Origin of the sequence: Lentzea fradiae (assembly GCF_900100955.1) — a bacterium.
Taxonomy (GTDB): Bacteria; Actinomycetota; Actinomycetes; order Mycobacteriales; family Pseudonocardiaceae; genus Lentzea; species Lentzea fradiae.
Genome location: NZ_FNCC01000006.1, coordinates 239328 through 251907, shown reverse-complemented (window position 1 = coordinate 251907; position 12580 = coordinate 239328). Strand labels below are relative to the sequence as shown.

13 protein-coding genes are annotated in these 12580 nt (G+C 71.8%); 9 read left to right on the top strand and 4 right to left on the bottom strand.

What is annotated here, in order from left to right:
- Window positions 1-156: 156 nt before the first annotated feature.
- The gene (locus BLT23_RS15735; RefSeq protein ID WP_090049859.1) at window positions 157-987 is read right to left on the bottom strand and encodes a DUF4082 domain-containing protein; all 831 of its coding nucleotides are present in this window, start codon (window positions 985-987) and stop codon (window positions 157-159) included.
- A gap of 158 nt (window positions 988-1145) precedes the next feature.
- Here BLT23_RS15735 and BLT23_RS15730 point away from each other — a divergent pair, with 158 nt between their 5' ends.
- From BLT23_RS15730 to BLT23_RS15700, 7 genes are all read left to right on the top strand, one after another.
- The gene (locus BLT23_RS15730; RefSeq protein ID WP_218133777.1) at window positions 1146-2378 is read left to right on the top strand and encodes an SLC13 family permease; all 1233 of its coding nucleotides are present in this window, start codon (window positions 1146-1148) and stop codon (window positions 2376-2378) included.
- A gap of 4 nt (window positions 2379-2382) precedes the next feature.
- Window positions 2383-2811: a universal stress protein gene (locus tag BLT23_RS15725; protein WP_090049855.1), complete on the top strand. Its 429-nt coding sequence runs from the start codon at window positions 2383-2385 to the stop codon at window positions 2809-2811.
- Window positions 2812-2863: 52 nt separating this feature from the next.
- Window positions 2864-3850: a glycoside hydrolase family 113 protein gene (locus tag BLT23_RS15720; RefSeq protein WP_090049853.1), complete on the top strand. Its 987-nt coding sequence runs from the start codon at window positions 2864-2866 to the stop codon at window positions 3848-3850.
- A gap of 42 nt (window positions 3851-3892) precedes the next feature.
- On the top strand, window positions 3893-4687 hold the full coding sequence (locus BLT23_RS15715) for a TIGR02452 family protein (RefSeq protein ID WP_090049851.1): 795 nt from the start codon (window positions 3893-3895) through the stop codon (window positions 4685-4687).
- 77 nt (window positions 4688-4764) lie between these two features.
- A complete protein-coding gene (locus tag BLT23_RS15710; RefSeq protein WP_090049849.1) occupies window positions 4765-5274 on the top strand; it encodes a ribbon-helix-helix protein, CopG family in 510 nt (169 codons plus the stop codon).
- 68 nt (window positions 5275-5342) lie between these two features.
- Window positions 5343-6188 carry a DUF4097 family beta strand repeat-containing protein gene (locus tag BLT23_RS15705; protein WP_090049846.1) on the top strand — a complete coding sequence of 282 codons (846 nt, stop codon included), beginning with the start codon at window positions 5343-5345 and terminating at the stop codon, window positions 6186-6188.
- Between the two features lie 71 nt (window positions 6189-6259).
- Window positions 6260-7456, top strand: a complete 1197-nt coding sequence (locus BLT23_RS15700) for a cytochrome P450 (protein ID WP_090049843.1) — start codon at window positions 6260-6262, stop codon at window positions 7454-7456.
- 6 nt (window positions 7457-7462) lie between these two features.
- Here the strand turns inward: BLT23_RS15700 and BLT23_RS15695 are convergent, their stop codons facing one another.
- Window positions 7463-8164, bottom strand: a complete 702-nt coding sequence (locus tag BLT23_RS15695) for an SDR family NAD(P)-dependent oxidoreductase (RefSeq protein ID WP_090049841.1) — start codon at window positions 8162-8164, stop codon at window positions 7463-7465.
- Window positions 8165-8330: 166 nt separating this feature from the next.
- On the opposite strand from BLT23_RS15695, the gene BLT23_RS15690 reads away from it, so the two are divergent.
- Together BLT23_RS15690 and BLT23_RS15685 are read left to right on the top strand one after the other, a co-directional pair.
- A complete protein-coding gene (locus BLT23_RS15690; protein WP_245743977.1) occupies window positions 8331-9476 on the top strand; it encodes a 4-hydroxybenzoate 3-monooxygenase in 1146 nt (381 codons plus the stop codon).
- Between the two features lie 18 nt (window positions 9477-9494).
- A complete protein-coding gene (locus BLT23_RS15685) occupies window positions 9495-11153 on the top strand; it encodes a methyltransferase (RefSeq protein ID WP_090049837.1) in 1659 nt (552 codons plus the stop codon).
- On the opposite strand, the gene BLT23_RS15680 is transcribed toward BLT23_RS15685, so the two are convergent.
- Both BLT23_RS15680 and BLT23_RS15675 read right to left on the bottom strand, forming a co-directional pair.
- The gene (locus tag BLT23_RS15680) at window positions 11140-11889 is read right to left on the bottom strand and encodes a hypothetical protein (protein ID WP_090049835.1); all 750 of its coding nucleotides are present in this window, start codon (window positions 11887-11889) and stop codon (window positions 11140-11142) included. The two genes, BLT23_RS15685 and BLT23_RS15680, sit on opposite strands and share 14 nt — an antisense overlap.
- Before the next feature lie 19 nt (window positions 11890-11908).
- Window positions 11909-12427, bottom strand: coding sequence for a SigE family RNA polymerase sigma factor (locus BLT23_RS15675; protein WP_090049833.1), 519 nt, complete (start codon window positions 12425-12427; stop codon window positions 11909-11911).
- Window positions 12428-12580: the final 153 nt, after the last annotated feature.

The following is a 12580-nucleotide window of genomic DNA, read 5'->3' as shown; positions in this document are numbered from 1 at the left end:
TCCAGGGGAACGGCCTGCCGAACAGCGGCGAGCCGACGGCTGGTCGAGGACAGCCGCCGGCTGCGGCGATGCACGGTGACGACGCCGTGAAACGCGCGCTGGTCCGGTTGATCGAGGCGACCGGCGGCGCGGAGAACGTGCGGCGGCGCCGCGTGCCTATGGCGTGAAGACCGGCTGCACCCAGTAGTTGCTGCCGAACCACGTGTCCGACGGGAAGCCGCCGCCGTAGCGGTACACGCCCGCGTTCGGGGGCAAGGTGAACGGGGTCTGCACGACGTTGCCGGTGAAGTAGTTCTCCGTTGCCCGGTAACCACCTGACGGCGTGTAGTAGGAGACGACGTACTCGGCGCCCGGCGCGACGGGAACCGGTGTGGTGAAGTCGATCCGTTGGCTGTGCGCGGCGCCGGGAGCTTCCTGTGCGGCCAGCAGCGTGCCGTTGGACGACCAGACGTGTGCCGTCACGGGACCGGTGTAGGTGCCACGCCGGATGACCACGCCGGTGAGCGAGCCGGGACGGTCGACGGTGGTGCGCACGCCGAGCTCGACGGCCTCGGTGTCGGCGTCGTCGATCGACGTGCTGGGCGTCTCGTGCAGGAAGAGCGGGGTCTCGCCGGACAGCGGTGGCACGGTCGTGCCGCCCACGTGCAGGGTGCGCGACGCGGTGGCCGGGCCTGTCGTGGACGCCGTGTGGGCGCGGGCGAGGATCGTCAGCGGGCCCGGGACGGACGGCCACAGCGTGACCGACCACCGTTCGCCCTGAGTGGTGGCTGGGCTCCAGTTGGTGCCGCTGTCGGTGGAGAAGGACACGCCGGTGATACCGCCGGACTCGCCGTTGACGGCGCCGCCGACCACGAGCAGCGGCTCGTTCAGCGGGACGGAGGCGTCGGCGGTCGGCGAGAGGATCGTCGCCACGGGGGCGTCCGCGGCGAGGGCCGGGACGGGGGAGGCCAGGGCGAGGGCGAGCAGCAGTGCGGCTAATCGTCTCATGTACGGCGAATCGTCCCTGGTGAAGAGGTGTTACGGAGATCATCCGATCGGGCGCGCACTCGATCGGCGGACGGCCCTGCGCAGGTCTTAACCTCTGCGGTGGTAGAGACGTGGGAGCCAGCCGGGGCGGTGCCGGCGCAGGAGGAACCGTGCTGGCGCTGTCCGTGCTGCTGCTCGTCGCTGTGCTCGTGTGCGCGGTCGTCAGACCGTGGGGCTGGCCGGAGGCGGCCGTGGCCGTGCCCGCGGCGGTCCTGGTCGTGCTGGTGGGGGCGTTGCCCGTCGAGCACGCCGTGGACGAGGCGGTGCGGCTGGGGCCGGTGATCGGGTTCCTGGCCGCGATCCTCGTGCTGGCGCAGCTCTGCGACGACGAAGGGCTCTTCCACGCCTGCGGCACCTGGATGGCACGGGCCTCCGGTGGCAGACCGCGGACGTTGCTGGGCGGCGTGTTCGTCACGGCGTCGGTGACGACGGCGGTGCTCAGCCTCGACGCGACGGTCGTGCTGCTGACGCCGGTCGTGTTCGCGACGGCCGCACAGCTCGGAATCAGGCCGAAGCCGCACGTCTACGCGTGCACGCACCTGTCCAACAGCGCGTCGTTGCTGCTGCCCGTGTCGAACCTGACGAACCTGCTGGCGTTCGCGTCCAGCGGGCTGAGCTTCACCCGGTTCGCGGCGCTGATGGCGTTGCCGTGGCTGGTCGCCATCGCGGCCGAGTACTTGGTGTTCCGGAGGTTCTTCCGCAGCGACCTGGACGCTCCGGTGCACCCGCCGGAGACCGTTCCCGCGCCGGAGCTGCCGGTGTTCGCGCTGGCGACGGTCGGGCTGACGCTGGTGGGGTTCGTCGTCGCGTCGGCCACCGGGATCGACCCGGCGTGGGCGGCGTGCGCGGGCGCGGTGGCGCTGGCGGTGCGGGCGCTGGCGAGGAGGCGCACGACCCCGCGCAAGCTCGTGCGGGCGGCCTCGCTGCCGTTCCTCGCGTTCGTGCTCGGACTCGGGCTGGTGGTGCGGGCGGTGGTGGACAACGGCCTCGACGACCTGCTCGCGCACCTGGTCCCGGACGGTCACGGGCTGCTCGCGCTGCTCGGTGTCGCGGCGGTCGCCGCCGTGCTGGCCAACGTGATCAACAACCTGCCCGCGGTGCTCGTGCTGCTGCCGCTGGTCGCGCCGTCCGGGCCGGGGGTGGTGCTCGCGGTGCTGCTGGGCGTGAACCTGGGACCGAACCTCACCTACGCCGGGTCGCTGGCGACGTTGCTGTGGCGGCGGATCGTGCACGACCACGACACCGAGGTGAACCTCGGGGAGTTCACGAGGCTCGGCCTGCTCGCCGTGCCTGCCACGCTCGTCGGCGCGGTCGTGGCACTGTGGGCGTCCCTGCACCTGATCGGAGGATGACGGCATGACGGTGGTCGTGTGGGTCGCCGACGACACCTGGCAGGACTGCGTCGACGCGGCCCGCGGCTGCTCGGGGGACGTCCTGCTGTTGCACGTCAGCGACCACGACGTGCCCGGTGCGGCGCACGGGGCGTTCGCCGGGCTCCTCGGCCGCGGTCATCCCGAACGCGACCCCGGCACCCGCCTGGACGGCCTCGCCGCCGACCACGCGGAGAGCCTGCTCGACGCGGCCGCCGAGCGGCTGGGACGGCCCTGCGCGAAAGAGGCCCGTGTCGGCAGGGTCGAGCACGAAGTCGTCGAAGCGGCCACGAACGCGTCGTTGCTGGTTGTGTGCCGGGACGTCGGCCATGTCGGTCCGCGCAGCCTCGGTCCGGCGACGCGGTTCGTCGTCGACCACGCACCCTGCCCGGTGCTGCTCGTCTGGCCAACATAACTGCGTACAAGAAAACTTGCGTGCACGCACTTTTCTCGCGTAGCTTTGGGCCATGCGAGCCAAAGGCATCGCGTACGACACCGGTTTCGTGCGCCACGGAGAGATCTCCCTGCCCGACTTCGACCTCGGCGCGGTCCGCCGCGACCTCACCGCCATCCGGGACGACCTGCACTGCACCGCCGTCCACCTCGTCGGGGGTGATCCGGAGCGGCTCGAACGGGCCGCGGAGACCGCCGCCGAGCTGGGCCTGGAGGTCTGGTTCTCGCCCTACCCGCTGGAGCTGGCGCCGGACGAGATCCTCGGCCTCTTCGCGGACTGCGCTCGCCGGGCCGAACGGGTCAGGAGCACCGGCGCCGAGGTCGTGTTCGTGACCGGCGTCGAGCTCAGCATCATGAACTCCGGCTTCCTGCCCGGCGACGACGTCGGCGACCGCCTCGGCCGGACGCTGGGGCGGCCCGAACGGATGCGGGAAGCGGCGGAACGGCTCAACGCGTTCCTCGCCGAGGCCGTGACCGTTGTGCGGCAACACTTCGGCGGCAAGCTGACGTACGCGTGCATCCCGTTCGAGAACCCCGACTGGACGCTGTTCGACATCAAGTCGTTCGAGCTGATCCGGTCGGCCGAGGTGGCCGACGTGTACGCCGCGAGCATCAGGAACGTGGTGGCGCAAGGGAAACCGGTCGCCATCACCGGCTTCGGCACGGCGCCGTGGCGCGGGTCGGGGGCGATGGCGCCGCGCAGCATGGAGATCGTCGAGCACGACGAGACCGGGCGGCCGGTGCGGGTGAAGGACGGCTACGTCCGCGACGAGGCCGAGCAGGCCACGTACCTGCGTGAGGTGCTGGAGACCTTCGAGGCGGAGGGGGTCGACGGCGCGTTCGTCTACCTGTTCGCGCTCGCCAACTACCCGCACCGGCCCGGCGACCCCGGCCGTGACCTCGACATGGCCAGCGTCGGTGTCGTGAAGGTGTTCGAGGACGGCACTTGGGAGCCCAAGGCCGCGTTCGGCGCCGTGGCCGAGGTCTACGCGCGGATTTAACCGCTTGGCGCGTTTGTCGCCGCCCGCCACACTCGTCGGATCATGAGCAGCAGGTTGCGTGCGATCGCCCGCGAGACCGTCGAGATCGCGGAACGCGGTTCTTACTCCAGTGACGCCGGCGAGGTCGTCATCGACGTCGCCGCCGCGGTCTCGGGGACCCGGCTCCACCTCCCCGACGAGGTGCTGACGTTGCCCGCGGAGGTGCCGGGCACGCGGATCGAGGTCACCGGCGAGTCCACCCTGGTGGCCGCGCATCGTCTCGGTGGCGATGTGGCCGCGCTGAACTTCGCCTCCGCCCGCAACGCCGGTGGCGGGTTCCTCAACGGCGCACAGGCCCAGGAGGAGAGCCTCGCCCGGTCGTCGGCGCTCTACCCGTGCCTGCGCGCCGCCGCCGACTTCTACGGCTACCACCGCGCGCACGAAGACCTCACCTACAGCGACCGGGTGATCTACTCGCCGCGCGTGCCGGTGTTCCGCGACGACAAGGGAAACCTGCTGGAACGGCCGTACGAGGTGTCTTTCCTGACGGCGGCGGCGCCCAACCGCGGCGCCGTGCTGCGCAGCCAGCCCGAACGTGCCGCGGACATCCCCGTCCTGGTGTTGCGGCGGGCCATCCGCGTGCTGCACGTCGCCGCGTCGCATGGTCATCGGCGGCTCGTGCTCGGCGCGTGGGGCTGCGGGGTGTTCGCGAACGACCCGGCCGTGGTCGCCGAGGCGTTCCGGATCGCGTTGCGCGACAACCGCTACCTCGAGCACGTCGTCTTCGCGGTTCTCGACCGCCAGAAGGGCACGCCGACGCTGGCCGCGTTCACCGGAGCCTTCGAGACAAGCCTCTGACCTGCACTGAGCCAAAATGATGCCAAGCTGAGCCAGAAATGCTTGCCGGTGATGCCACGCCGTGCCATAGTGGCGTCATGGATCTGACCCCGTACGTGGCTTCGCTCGGACGCGAACTGGTGGCCGCCGTGGAGACCGGCGGTGACGAGGCGAGCGCGCTGGTCGAGCGGCTGACCGTGACGATGGAGTCGGCGATCCGGCTGGCGCTGCTCGAAGCGCTGTCGGCCGCCGCCGACGAGATCACCGCGGACCTCGCGCCGGACTCGGTGCAGGTGCTGCTGCGGGGCCGTGACCCCGAGTTCGTCGTGACGCGCCGGGCGCCCGAGACGCGGGCGGAGGCCGCGCCGGAGCCCGCGCCCGCCGAGGACGCCGCCGGCTTCGAGGACGGCGCCACCGTGCGCATCAACGTCCGCCTGCCCGAGGCGCTCAAGGCCGCCGTGGACGAGGCCGCGGCCAAGGAGGGCCGGTCGGTCAACGCCTGGCTCGTGCGGGCCGCCTCCGCCCAGCTGAACGCGCGGAAGGACGGCTTCGAACCGCGCACGGGCGGCCTGCCCGCGACACAGCGGTTCGTCGGCTGGGTCCGCTGACCCCGTTCCTCCACCTCGCCTCTCCCACCTGCGGAGACGTCGCTCTTACACCTTCTGAGGGGACAGCCATGCCAAAATTCGAGACGCCACAACCGATTTCCGTGCTCCTGGACCTCTACGCGGGCTTCGTGCAGATCGTCGCGAGCAACCGCACCGACACCGTCGTCGACGTCCGGCCGTCCGACCCGGCCGACAGCTCCGACGTCGAGGCCGCGCAGAAGACCAGGGTCGACTACGCCGACGGCGTGCTGACCGTCCGCGGCCCGAAGCGGACGTTCGACTTCTCCAAGAAGACCCGCTCGGTCGACGTGGTCGTCGAGCTGCCCACCGGGTCCAAAGTGGACGCCGACGTGACGGCGGGCAGCACCCGCACCAGCGGTGTGCTGGGGGAGACCGACATCGACATGTCGGCGGGGCACGTCCACGTCGACCGCACCGGCCCGCTGCGGGTCCACACCGGGGCCGGTCAGGTCGACGTCGGGGCCGTCACCGGCGACGCCAAGGTCAAGACCGGGAGCGGGTCGCTGCGCGTCGGCGCGGTCACCGGCTGCCTCACCGTGAAGAACTCCAACGGCAACACCGAGGTCGGCACGGTCGGCGGCGAGCTGCGGGTCCGCGCGGCCAGCGGTGACATCACCGTCGAACGGGCGGAGGGAGCGCTGGAGGCCAAGAGCGCGATGGGCGCCATCACCGTCGGTCAGGTCGTGCGCGACACCGCCACGCTGAACACCGCGATGGGCGGCATCGAGGTCGGGATCGCCGACGGGTCGGCGGCCTGGCTGGAGGTCCACACCGGCTTCGGCCGCGTCACCAGCTCCCTGGAGAGCAGCGACGGTCCCGGTGACTCCGCCGAGACGGTCAAGGTCATGGCCCACACGTCCTTCGGCGACATCACCGTCCGGCGGGCCCCGTGAACGCGGTCACGGCCACCTGTGGTCCAAGAAGCTCTTCCACCGTGAATCCCACCCGTTGAAGGAGATTTGTCGTGCTGCACGGACTTCCCACGGACCGCGATGTCACACCGTTCGACCCGCCCGGCGCGATCACGGCGCTGCGCGCGACCCACCCGGTCAGCCCGATGCTCTTCCCCGACGGTCACGAGGGCTGGCTGATAACCGGCTACGAGGCGGTCAGACAGGCGCTGGCGGACACCCGGTTCAGCTCGCGCCAGGACATCGGCCCCCTGCACATGCCGTTCCCGACGCCGGGGATGCCGCCCGCCACCGAACCGTCCCCGCAGGAGCCGGGGCTGTTCATCAGCATGGACCCGCCGGACCACACCCGGTTGCGGCGCAAGCTCACCGGCGCGTTCACCGTGCGGCGGATGAAGGCGCTGGAGGAGGGCATCGCCGAGATCGTCGAACGGCGGCTCGACCACCTGGCGGGGCTCACCCCGCCGGTCGACCTGGTGCGCGAGTTCGCGCTTCCGGTGCCGTCACTGGTGATCTGCGAGATGCTCGGCGTCCCCTACGCCGACCGCGACACGTTCCAGACGAACTCGTCCCGGTTCATGGAGCGGGACATCGCCCTGGAGGACAAGATGGCGGCGTACGTGGCGCTGAGCACGTACCTCGCCCAGCTCGTCGCGGACAAGCGCGCCGAACCCGCCGACGACCTGCTGTCCGACCTCGCCCGCGACGAGGACCTCAGCGTCGAGGAACTGACCGGCATGGCGTTCCTGCTGCTGCTCGCCGGGCACGAGACGACCGCGAACATGCTGGCGCTCGGCACGTTCGCGCTGCTGGAGCACCCCGGTCAGGCGGAGGCGCTGCGGACGGCGCCGGAACTGGTGCCCGACGCCGTCGAGGAGCTGCTGCGCTACCTGACCGTCGTCGACATCTTCTTCCGCTACGCGGTGGAGGACATCGAGTTCCACGGCGAGACGATCCGCGCCGGCTCGACCGTCGTGCTGTCGCTGCTCGCCGGCAACCACGACCCGGAGCGGTACGGGGACGCCGACTCGCTCGACGTCCACCGCAACGCCCGCGGGCACCTCGCGTTCGGGCACGGCGTGCACCAGTGCCTCGGCCAGCAGTTGGCCCGCGTCGAGATGCGGGCCGGGTTCGAGGGGCTGCTGCGGCGCTTCCCCTCGCTGCGGCTGGCCGTCCCGGCACGGGAGGTCAGGCTCCGCACGGACATGAACATCTACGGGGTCCACGCCCTTCCCGTCACCTGGGAGTAGCGGGACTCAGACGGTGAAACCACCGTCGGCGTTGATGCTCGCGCCGGTGACGTACGCACCGGCGCTTCCCGCCAGCGCCGCCACGACCTCCGCGATCTCTTCCGGGGCCGCGAACCGCCCCAGTGCCGTCAGGCCGCGGATCGTGTCCGCCATCGGCCCGTCCGCCGGGTTCGCGTCGGTGTCGGTGGGACCGGGGTTCACGACGTTCGCGGTGATCCCCAGCGGGCCCAGCTCGCGGGCCAGCCCCTTCGTCATGCCGATCAGCGCCGTCTTGCTGGCGGAGTAGAGCGCGAAGCCGGGGAACGGCGCGTACACCGCGACGTTGCTGCCGATGCTGATGATCCGCCCTCCCTCCCGCATGTGCTTCACGGCGGCCCGTGCGGCGAGGAAGGGAGCACGGACGTTCACCGCCATCGTGTGGTCGAACTCCTCCCGGCCGAGCTCCTCCAGCGGCCCGACCCGGAACGCGCCCGCGTTGTTCACCAGCACGTCGAGCCGGCCGAACCCGGCCGCGGCCTCCTCGACGGCCGCGACCACGGCGTCCGGGTCGGCGCTGTCGGCCCGGATCGCCGTGACGCCTTCGGGTTTGGTGTTCTGGTACGTGACCGCGACCCGTGCGCCGAGCACGGCGAGCTTCGCGGCCACCGCGGCTCCGATGCCCCGGCTGCCGCCGGTGACCAGAGCCGTCTTCCCCTCGAGTGATCCCATGCCGTCCACTCTGGCCGGAGGACGGGCGGGAGTCCGGCGGGTTTCGGACGGATGCCTCGCGACACGATGGAGTGATCGTGATCTTGGCCCCCGGCGAGCCGCTCGCCTCGGCCCCGGCGGGTGTTGTCCAGTTCTGTCACACGATCGGCAGAGAGGACCGGAAGGCGTGGTCGACCACACCACCGTGCTCATCGCCGGAGCGGGGCCGGCAGGACTCGTCTTGGCGAACCTGTTGCGCGCACAGGGAATCGACACACTCGTCGTCGAACGTGCGACCCGTGAGCAGGTGCAGACCAGGGCCAGGGCCGGGTTCCTCGGACCGAACAGCGCACGCGTGCTGACCGAGCACGGCCTCGGCGCCGGGATGCTCCACAAAGGATGGTCGCACGGCGTCTGCGCGTTCCGCGGCGAGGACGGCGAGTTCGAGCTCGACTACTCACGGCTTGGCACGGGCGAGGTGCACACCGTGTACCCGCAGCAGGACCTCGTCACGGATCTGGTCGCCGAGTACCTCGCCCGCGGTGGCGACATCCGGTTCGGCGCCACCATCACCGGCGTCGACCCGCACACCGCCACGGTCCGCTACCGCGACGAACGGGGCGAGGGCGTCGCCACCGGCCGGTTCCTCGCCGGGTGCGACGGGAGCAACGGCGTGACGCGCCACGCGGTTCCGGCCCGGCGGCTCCGGCAGGACCACGGCGTGAGCTGGCTGGCCGTGCTCGTGGGAGCACCGCAGAGCATGGCGGCCGTGACCTACGCCGTGCACGACGACGGGTTCGCGGGCCACATGGCGCGCAGCCCCGAGGTCACCCGCTACTACCTCCAGGTCCCTCCCGGCGACGAGCCGGGGCGGTGGCCGGACGACCGGATCTGGGCGGCGCTCGACGACCGCCTGCGCACCGGCGCGTTCGGGCAGCTCAAGCGGGGACCGGTGCTCGAACGGCGGATCGTGCGGCTGCGGTCCGAGGTGGGGGAGACCTTCCAGCACGACCGGCTCTTCCTCGCGGGCGACGCGGCGAGCCTGATCAGCCCGTCCGCCGCCAAGGGCGCCAACCTCGCGATCCTGGAGGCCGAGGTGCTCGCCACCGCGTTCACCGCCGCGCTGAGGGGTGACGAAAGACCGCTGGCCGCCTACTCGCGCACCTGCCTGCCCCGCGTGTGGCGGGCCCAGGAGTTCTCCCGCTGGATGATCGACCTCCTGCACCCGCACGGGGACGACTTCCAGCGCGCCCTGCGCCGTGCGCGGCTGCACAGCCTGCGCGACTGCCGCGCCCACCAGAACTTCTTCGCCGAGCACTACGTCGGAATCTGAGACCAGGGAACACTCACCATGATCTCCACCCGCACCCCCGTCCTCGCCGCCGCCGACGCCGCTCGCCTCACCGCGGCGATGGCGCTCATCGGCGCGCACGACACCGACTCGGCGCTGACGGCCGCCATGCCGTCGCTGACCCCGGAGGAGCGTGCGGCCGTGTCCCGGCACGCCACGCTCGACCACGTCGCGTTGCTGATCTTCCCGGAGACCGTGACCGGCCTGGCGGACGAGCTCTCCTCGCTCGGAGTCGAGGCGGGCGCGATGACGCCCAGCGTCGTCGTCCGCGAACGGCTGAGCGACCGGTACTCCGTGCCCGTCGCCGACCTGCGGGTCGGCATCGTGCGCGCGCCCGTCACCGCCCGCGACGGCAGGACGTGCGAGCTGGAGATCTTCGTGATGGTGACGCCGCCGTCGCTGGCGCACATCGCGGAGCACGAACGCCGGCACGGGCGGGAGAACCACGTCGCACTGGCCGTGCACCGGCCGGATCCCGTGGTGCTGCGCGGGTTGCGCACGATGGTCACCGGCACGATGCGTCCAGACGGCGGCGGCTACAACCAGTACGCGGACAGCACGGTGCTGTACTTCCGCGACGAGCACGGCGCCGATCCCGCGTTCCGCCGCCTGGAGCTCGTCGCCACGGGCCGGTTCCCGCAGCTGCAGGCCACCCACCAGCGCGAGTCGTGCGCGGGCACCTCGGTGCTGCGCCTGATGACCGGCGCGTGGGCGACGCAGGCCATCGCCACCGCGGCCGAGCTGTGCCTGTTCGACCACCTCGCGGTCGCGTCCGACCTGGTGTCGCTGGCGGCCAGGACGAGCACCGACCCGCGGAGCCTGGCCCGGTTGCTGCGCTACCTCGCCTCGCTCGGCCTGGTGCGGGAGTCAGGTGGCGGGCACGTGCTGACCGAGCTGGGGGAGCTGCTGCGCTCGGACGTCACGGGCTCGATGAGGCCGCTCGCGTTGATGTACGGCGGCCCGTTCTACCGCTCCTTCGCCTGGCTGGCCGAGGCGGTCCGCACCGGCGAGGAGTCGTACGCGAGGGCATTCGGCCTGCACCACTTCGCCCACCTGGCAGCGAATTCCGCGCTTGCGGAGCTGTTCCACGGGGCGATGGCGGCGAGCAACGCCATGTTCACCGGCGTCACGAAGGCCGTCGACTTCTCCCGTGCGCGCACGGTCGTCGACGTGGCCGGTGGCAACGGCGAGCTGCTGGCCCACGTCCTGGAGGCCACCCCGTCGCTGCGCGGCGTCCTGCTGGACCTGCCGAACGCGCTCGTCGCCGCACGGTCACGGCTCGCCGCCTTCGCGGGCCGCGTCCAGCTGCTCCCCGGTGACTTCACCAGGTCGGTCCCCGGTGACGGCGACATCTACCTGTTGTCGCGCGTGCTGCACGACTGGGAAGATGACGAGTGCCGCAGGATCTTGTCGACGTGCGCGCGCGACATGCCCGCGCACGCCGAACTGCTGGTGGTCGAACGGCTGCTGCCGGAGACCGGTGGCACCGACTCCCTCGCGGTCCCGTGGGACATCCACATGCTGTGCAACACCGGTGGACGCGAGCGTTCCGAGTCGCACTACCGCGCCTTGCTGGCGGAAGCGGGGTTCGAGCTGGTCGAGACGCACGCGTTGCCGTTGGACGCGCACGTGTTGCGCGCCCGCCTCACTCGACCTTGAGCCGAGGGTCGACCGCCGCGGCGGCCAGCTGCTCGGCGGTCATCGGCATCCCACCGAGGGCGGGACGTCCCGACCGGGCGGCACCGGGGCTCTGCATGACGAACACCGCGGTGCCGTCCGGGTGCCGGTAGCCCGCCCACTGCGAGGGCGGCAGGAGGTCCTCCGGCGGCGGGGTGACGTCCGCGACCGCGACCTTCTTCCCGTCGACCTCCACCTCGGTGCACCGGGCGGTCGTGGAGTCCCACACCACGCCCGTCATCGCGCAGCCGTCGCCGGTCGCCCACCCCGGCGAGTAGACCGCGGCGAGGAGCTCCCCGACGGCGCCGTCCTTGGTCAGCGGGGTGCCCGCGGCGTGGTACCTGCCGCCGGTCTCCGCGACGGGAATGGTCTTGTGGCTCTTCAGGGTGCGGCCGGCGAAGTCACCGGTTCCCGTGAGGTCGCCCGGTGTCCCGTACCCGGCCGGTGCCAGTGCGTCCAGTGCCTCCGCCAGCGCCACGCCCTTGTCCGCGGGTGCCACCGCGAGCTGCGCCAGGTCTTCCTGGGCCTGCCACGGGACGAGCGTCGTCACCCCGGCCGTCACCACCAGGGCCGCCGCCGCGCTCCAGCCGCTCGCCCGCGCCGCGCGCCGCCGTCGCAAAGCCCGCCGCCCCGCGCTCAGCACGGGTTCCTCCTCCATCGGTGGCGGCTCCACCGCCACGACGCGGTCCATCGCCGTCCGCAGCTCGCGTTCGTCCACTCCCCGCACCCCTCTCCGGTCACGCATTGACGGACGGCGCCAGTGCGCGCATCGCGGCGAGACCGCGCGCGAGCTGGCTCTTGACGTTGCCGGTGCCGCAGCCCATCGCCTTCGCGGTCTCCTCGACGGACAGGTCCGCCCAGACCCGCAGCACCAGAGCCGCCCGTTGCCGCGGCGCCACCGCGGCGAGCGCCTGCACCAGCAGCATCCTGTCCTCGACGTGGTCGCCCGGCGCCGGCAGCGGACGGTCCGCGAAGTCGGCGACGGGCCGCTCGCGCCGGAAGAACCCGCGCCGCGTCTCGTCCAGGAACGTCCGCACGAGGATCTGGCGCGTGTAGGCGTCGAGCCGCTCCTCCTCACCGACGCGGTGCCACACCACGTACAGCTTCACGAACGTCGTCTGGACGAGGTCCTCCGCGCGGTGCCAGTCACCGCACAGCAGGTACGCGGTGGCCCGCATCGCACCGGATCTGGCGGCGAAGTACGCCGCGAACCGGTCCTCGCGTTCGTCCTGGGTCCGTTTCCCACGGGCATTCACGGGGAGGTAACGCCCTGTCCCGGACGGAAGGTTGCGCCCTCTTCCCGAACTTCTCAGGTGAGAGGGACCGCATCAGGATTCCGAATGCCACGACCCGATCATGACCTGCTGTCCCCGTACCACCCGCGTAGCCTGAAACCGTTGGCGCACGAG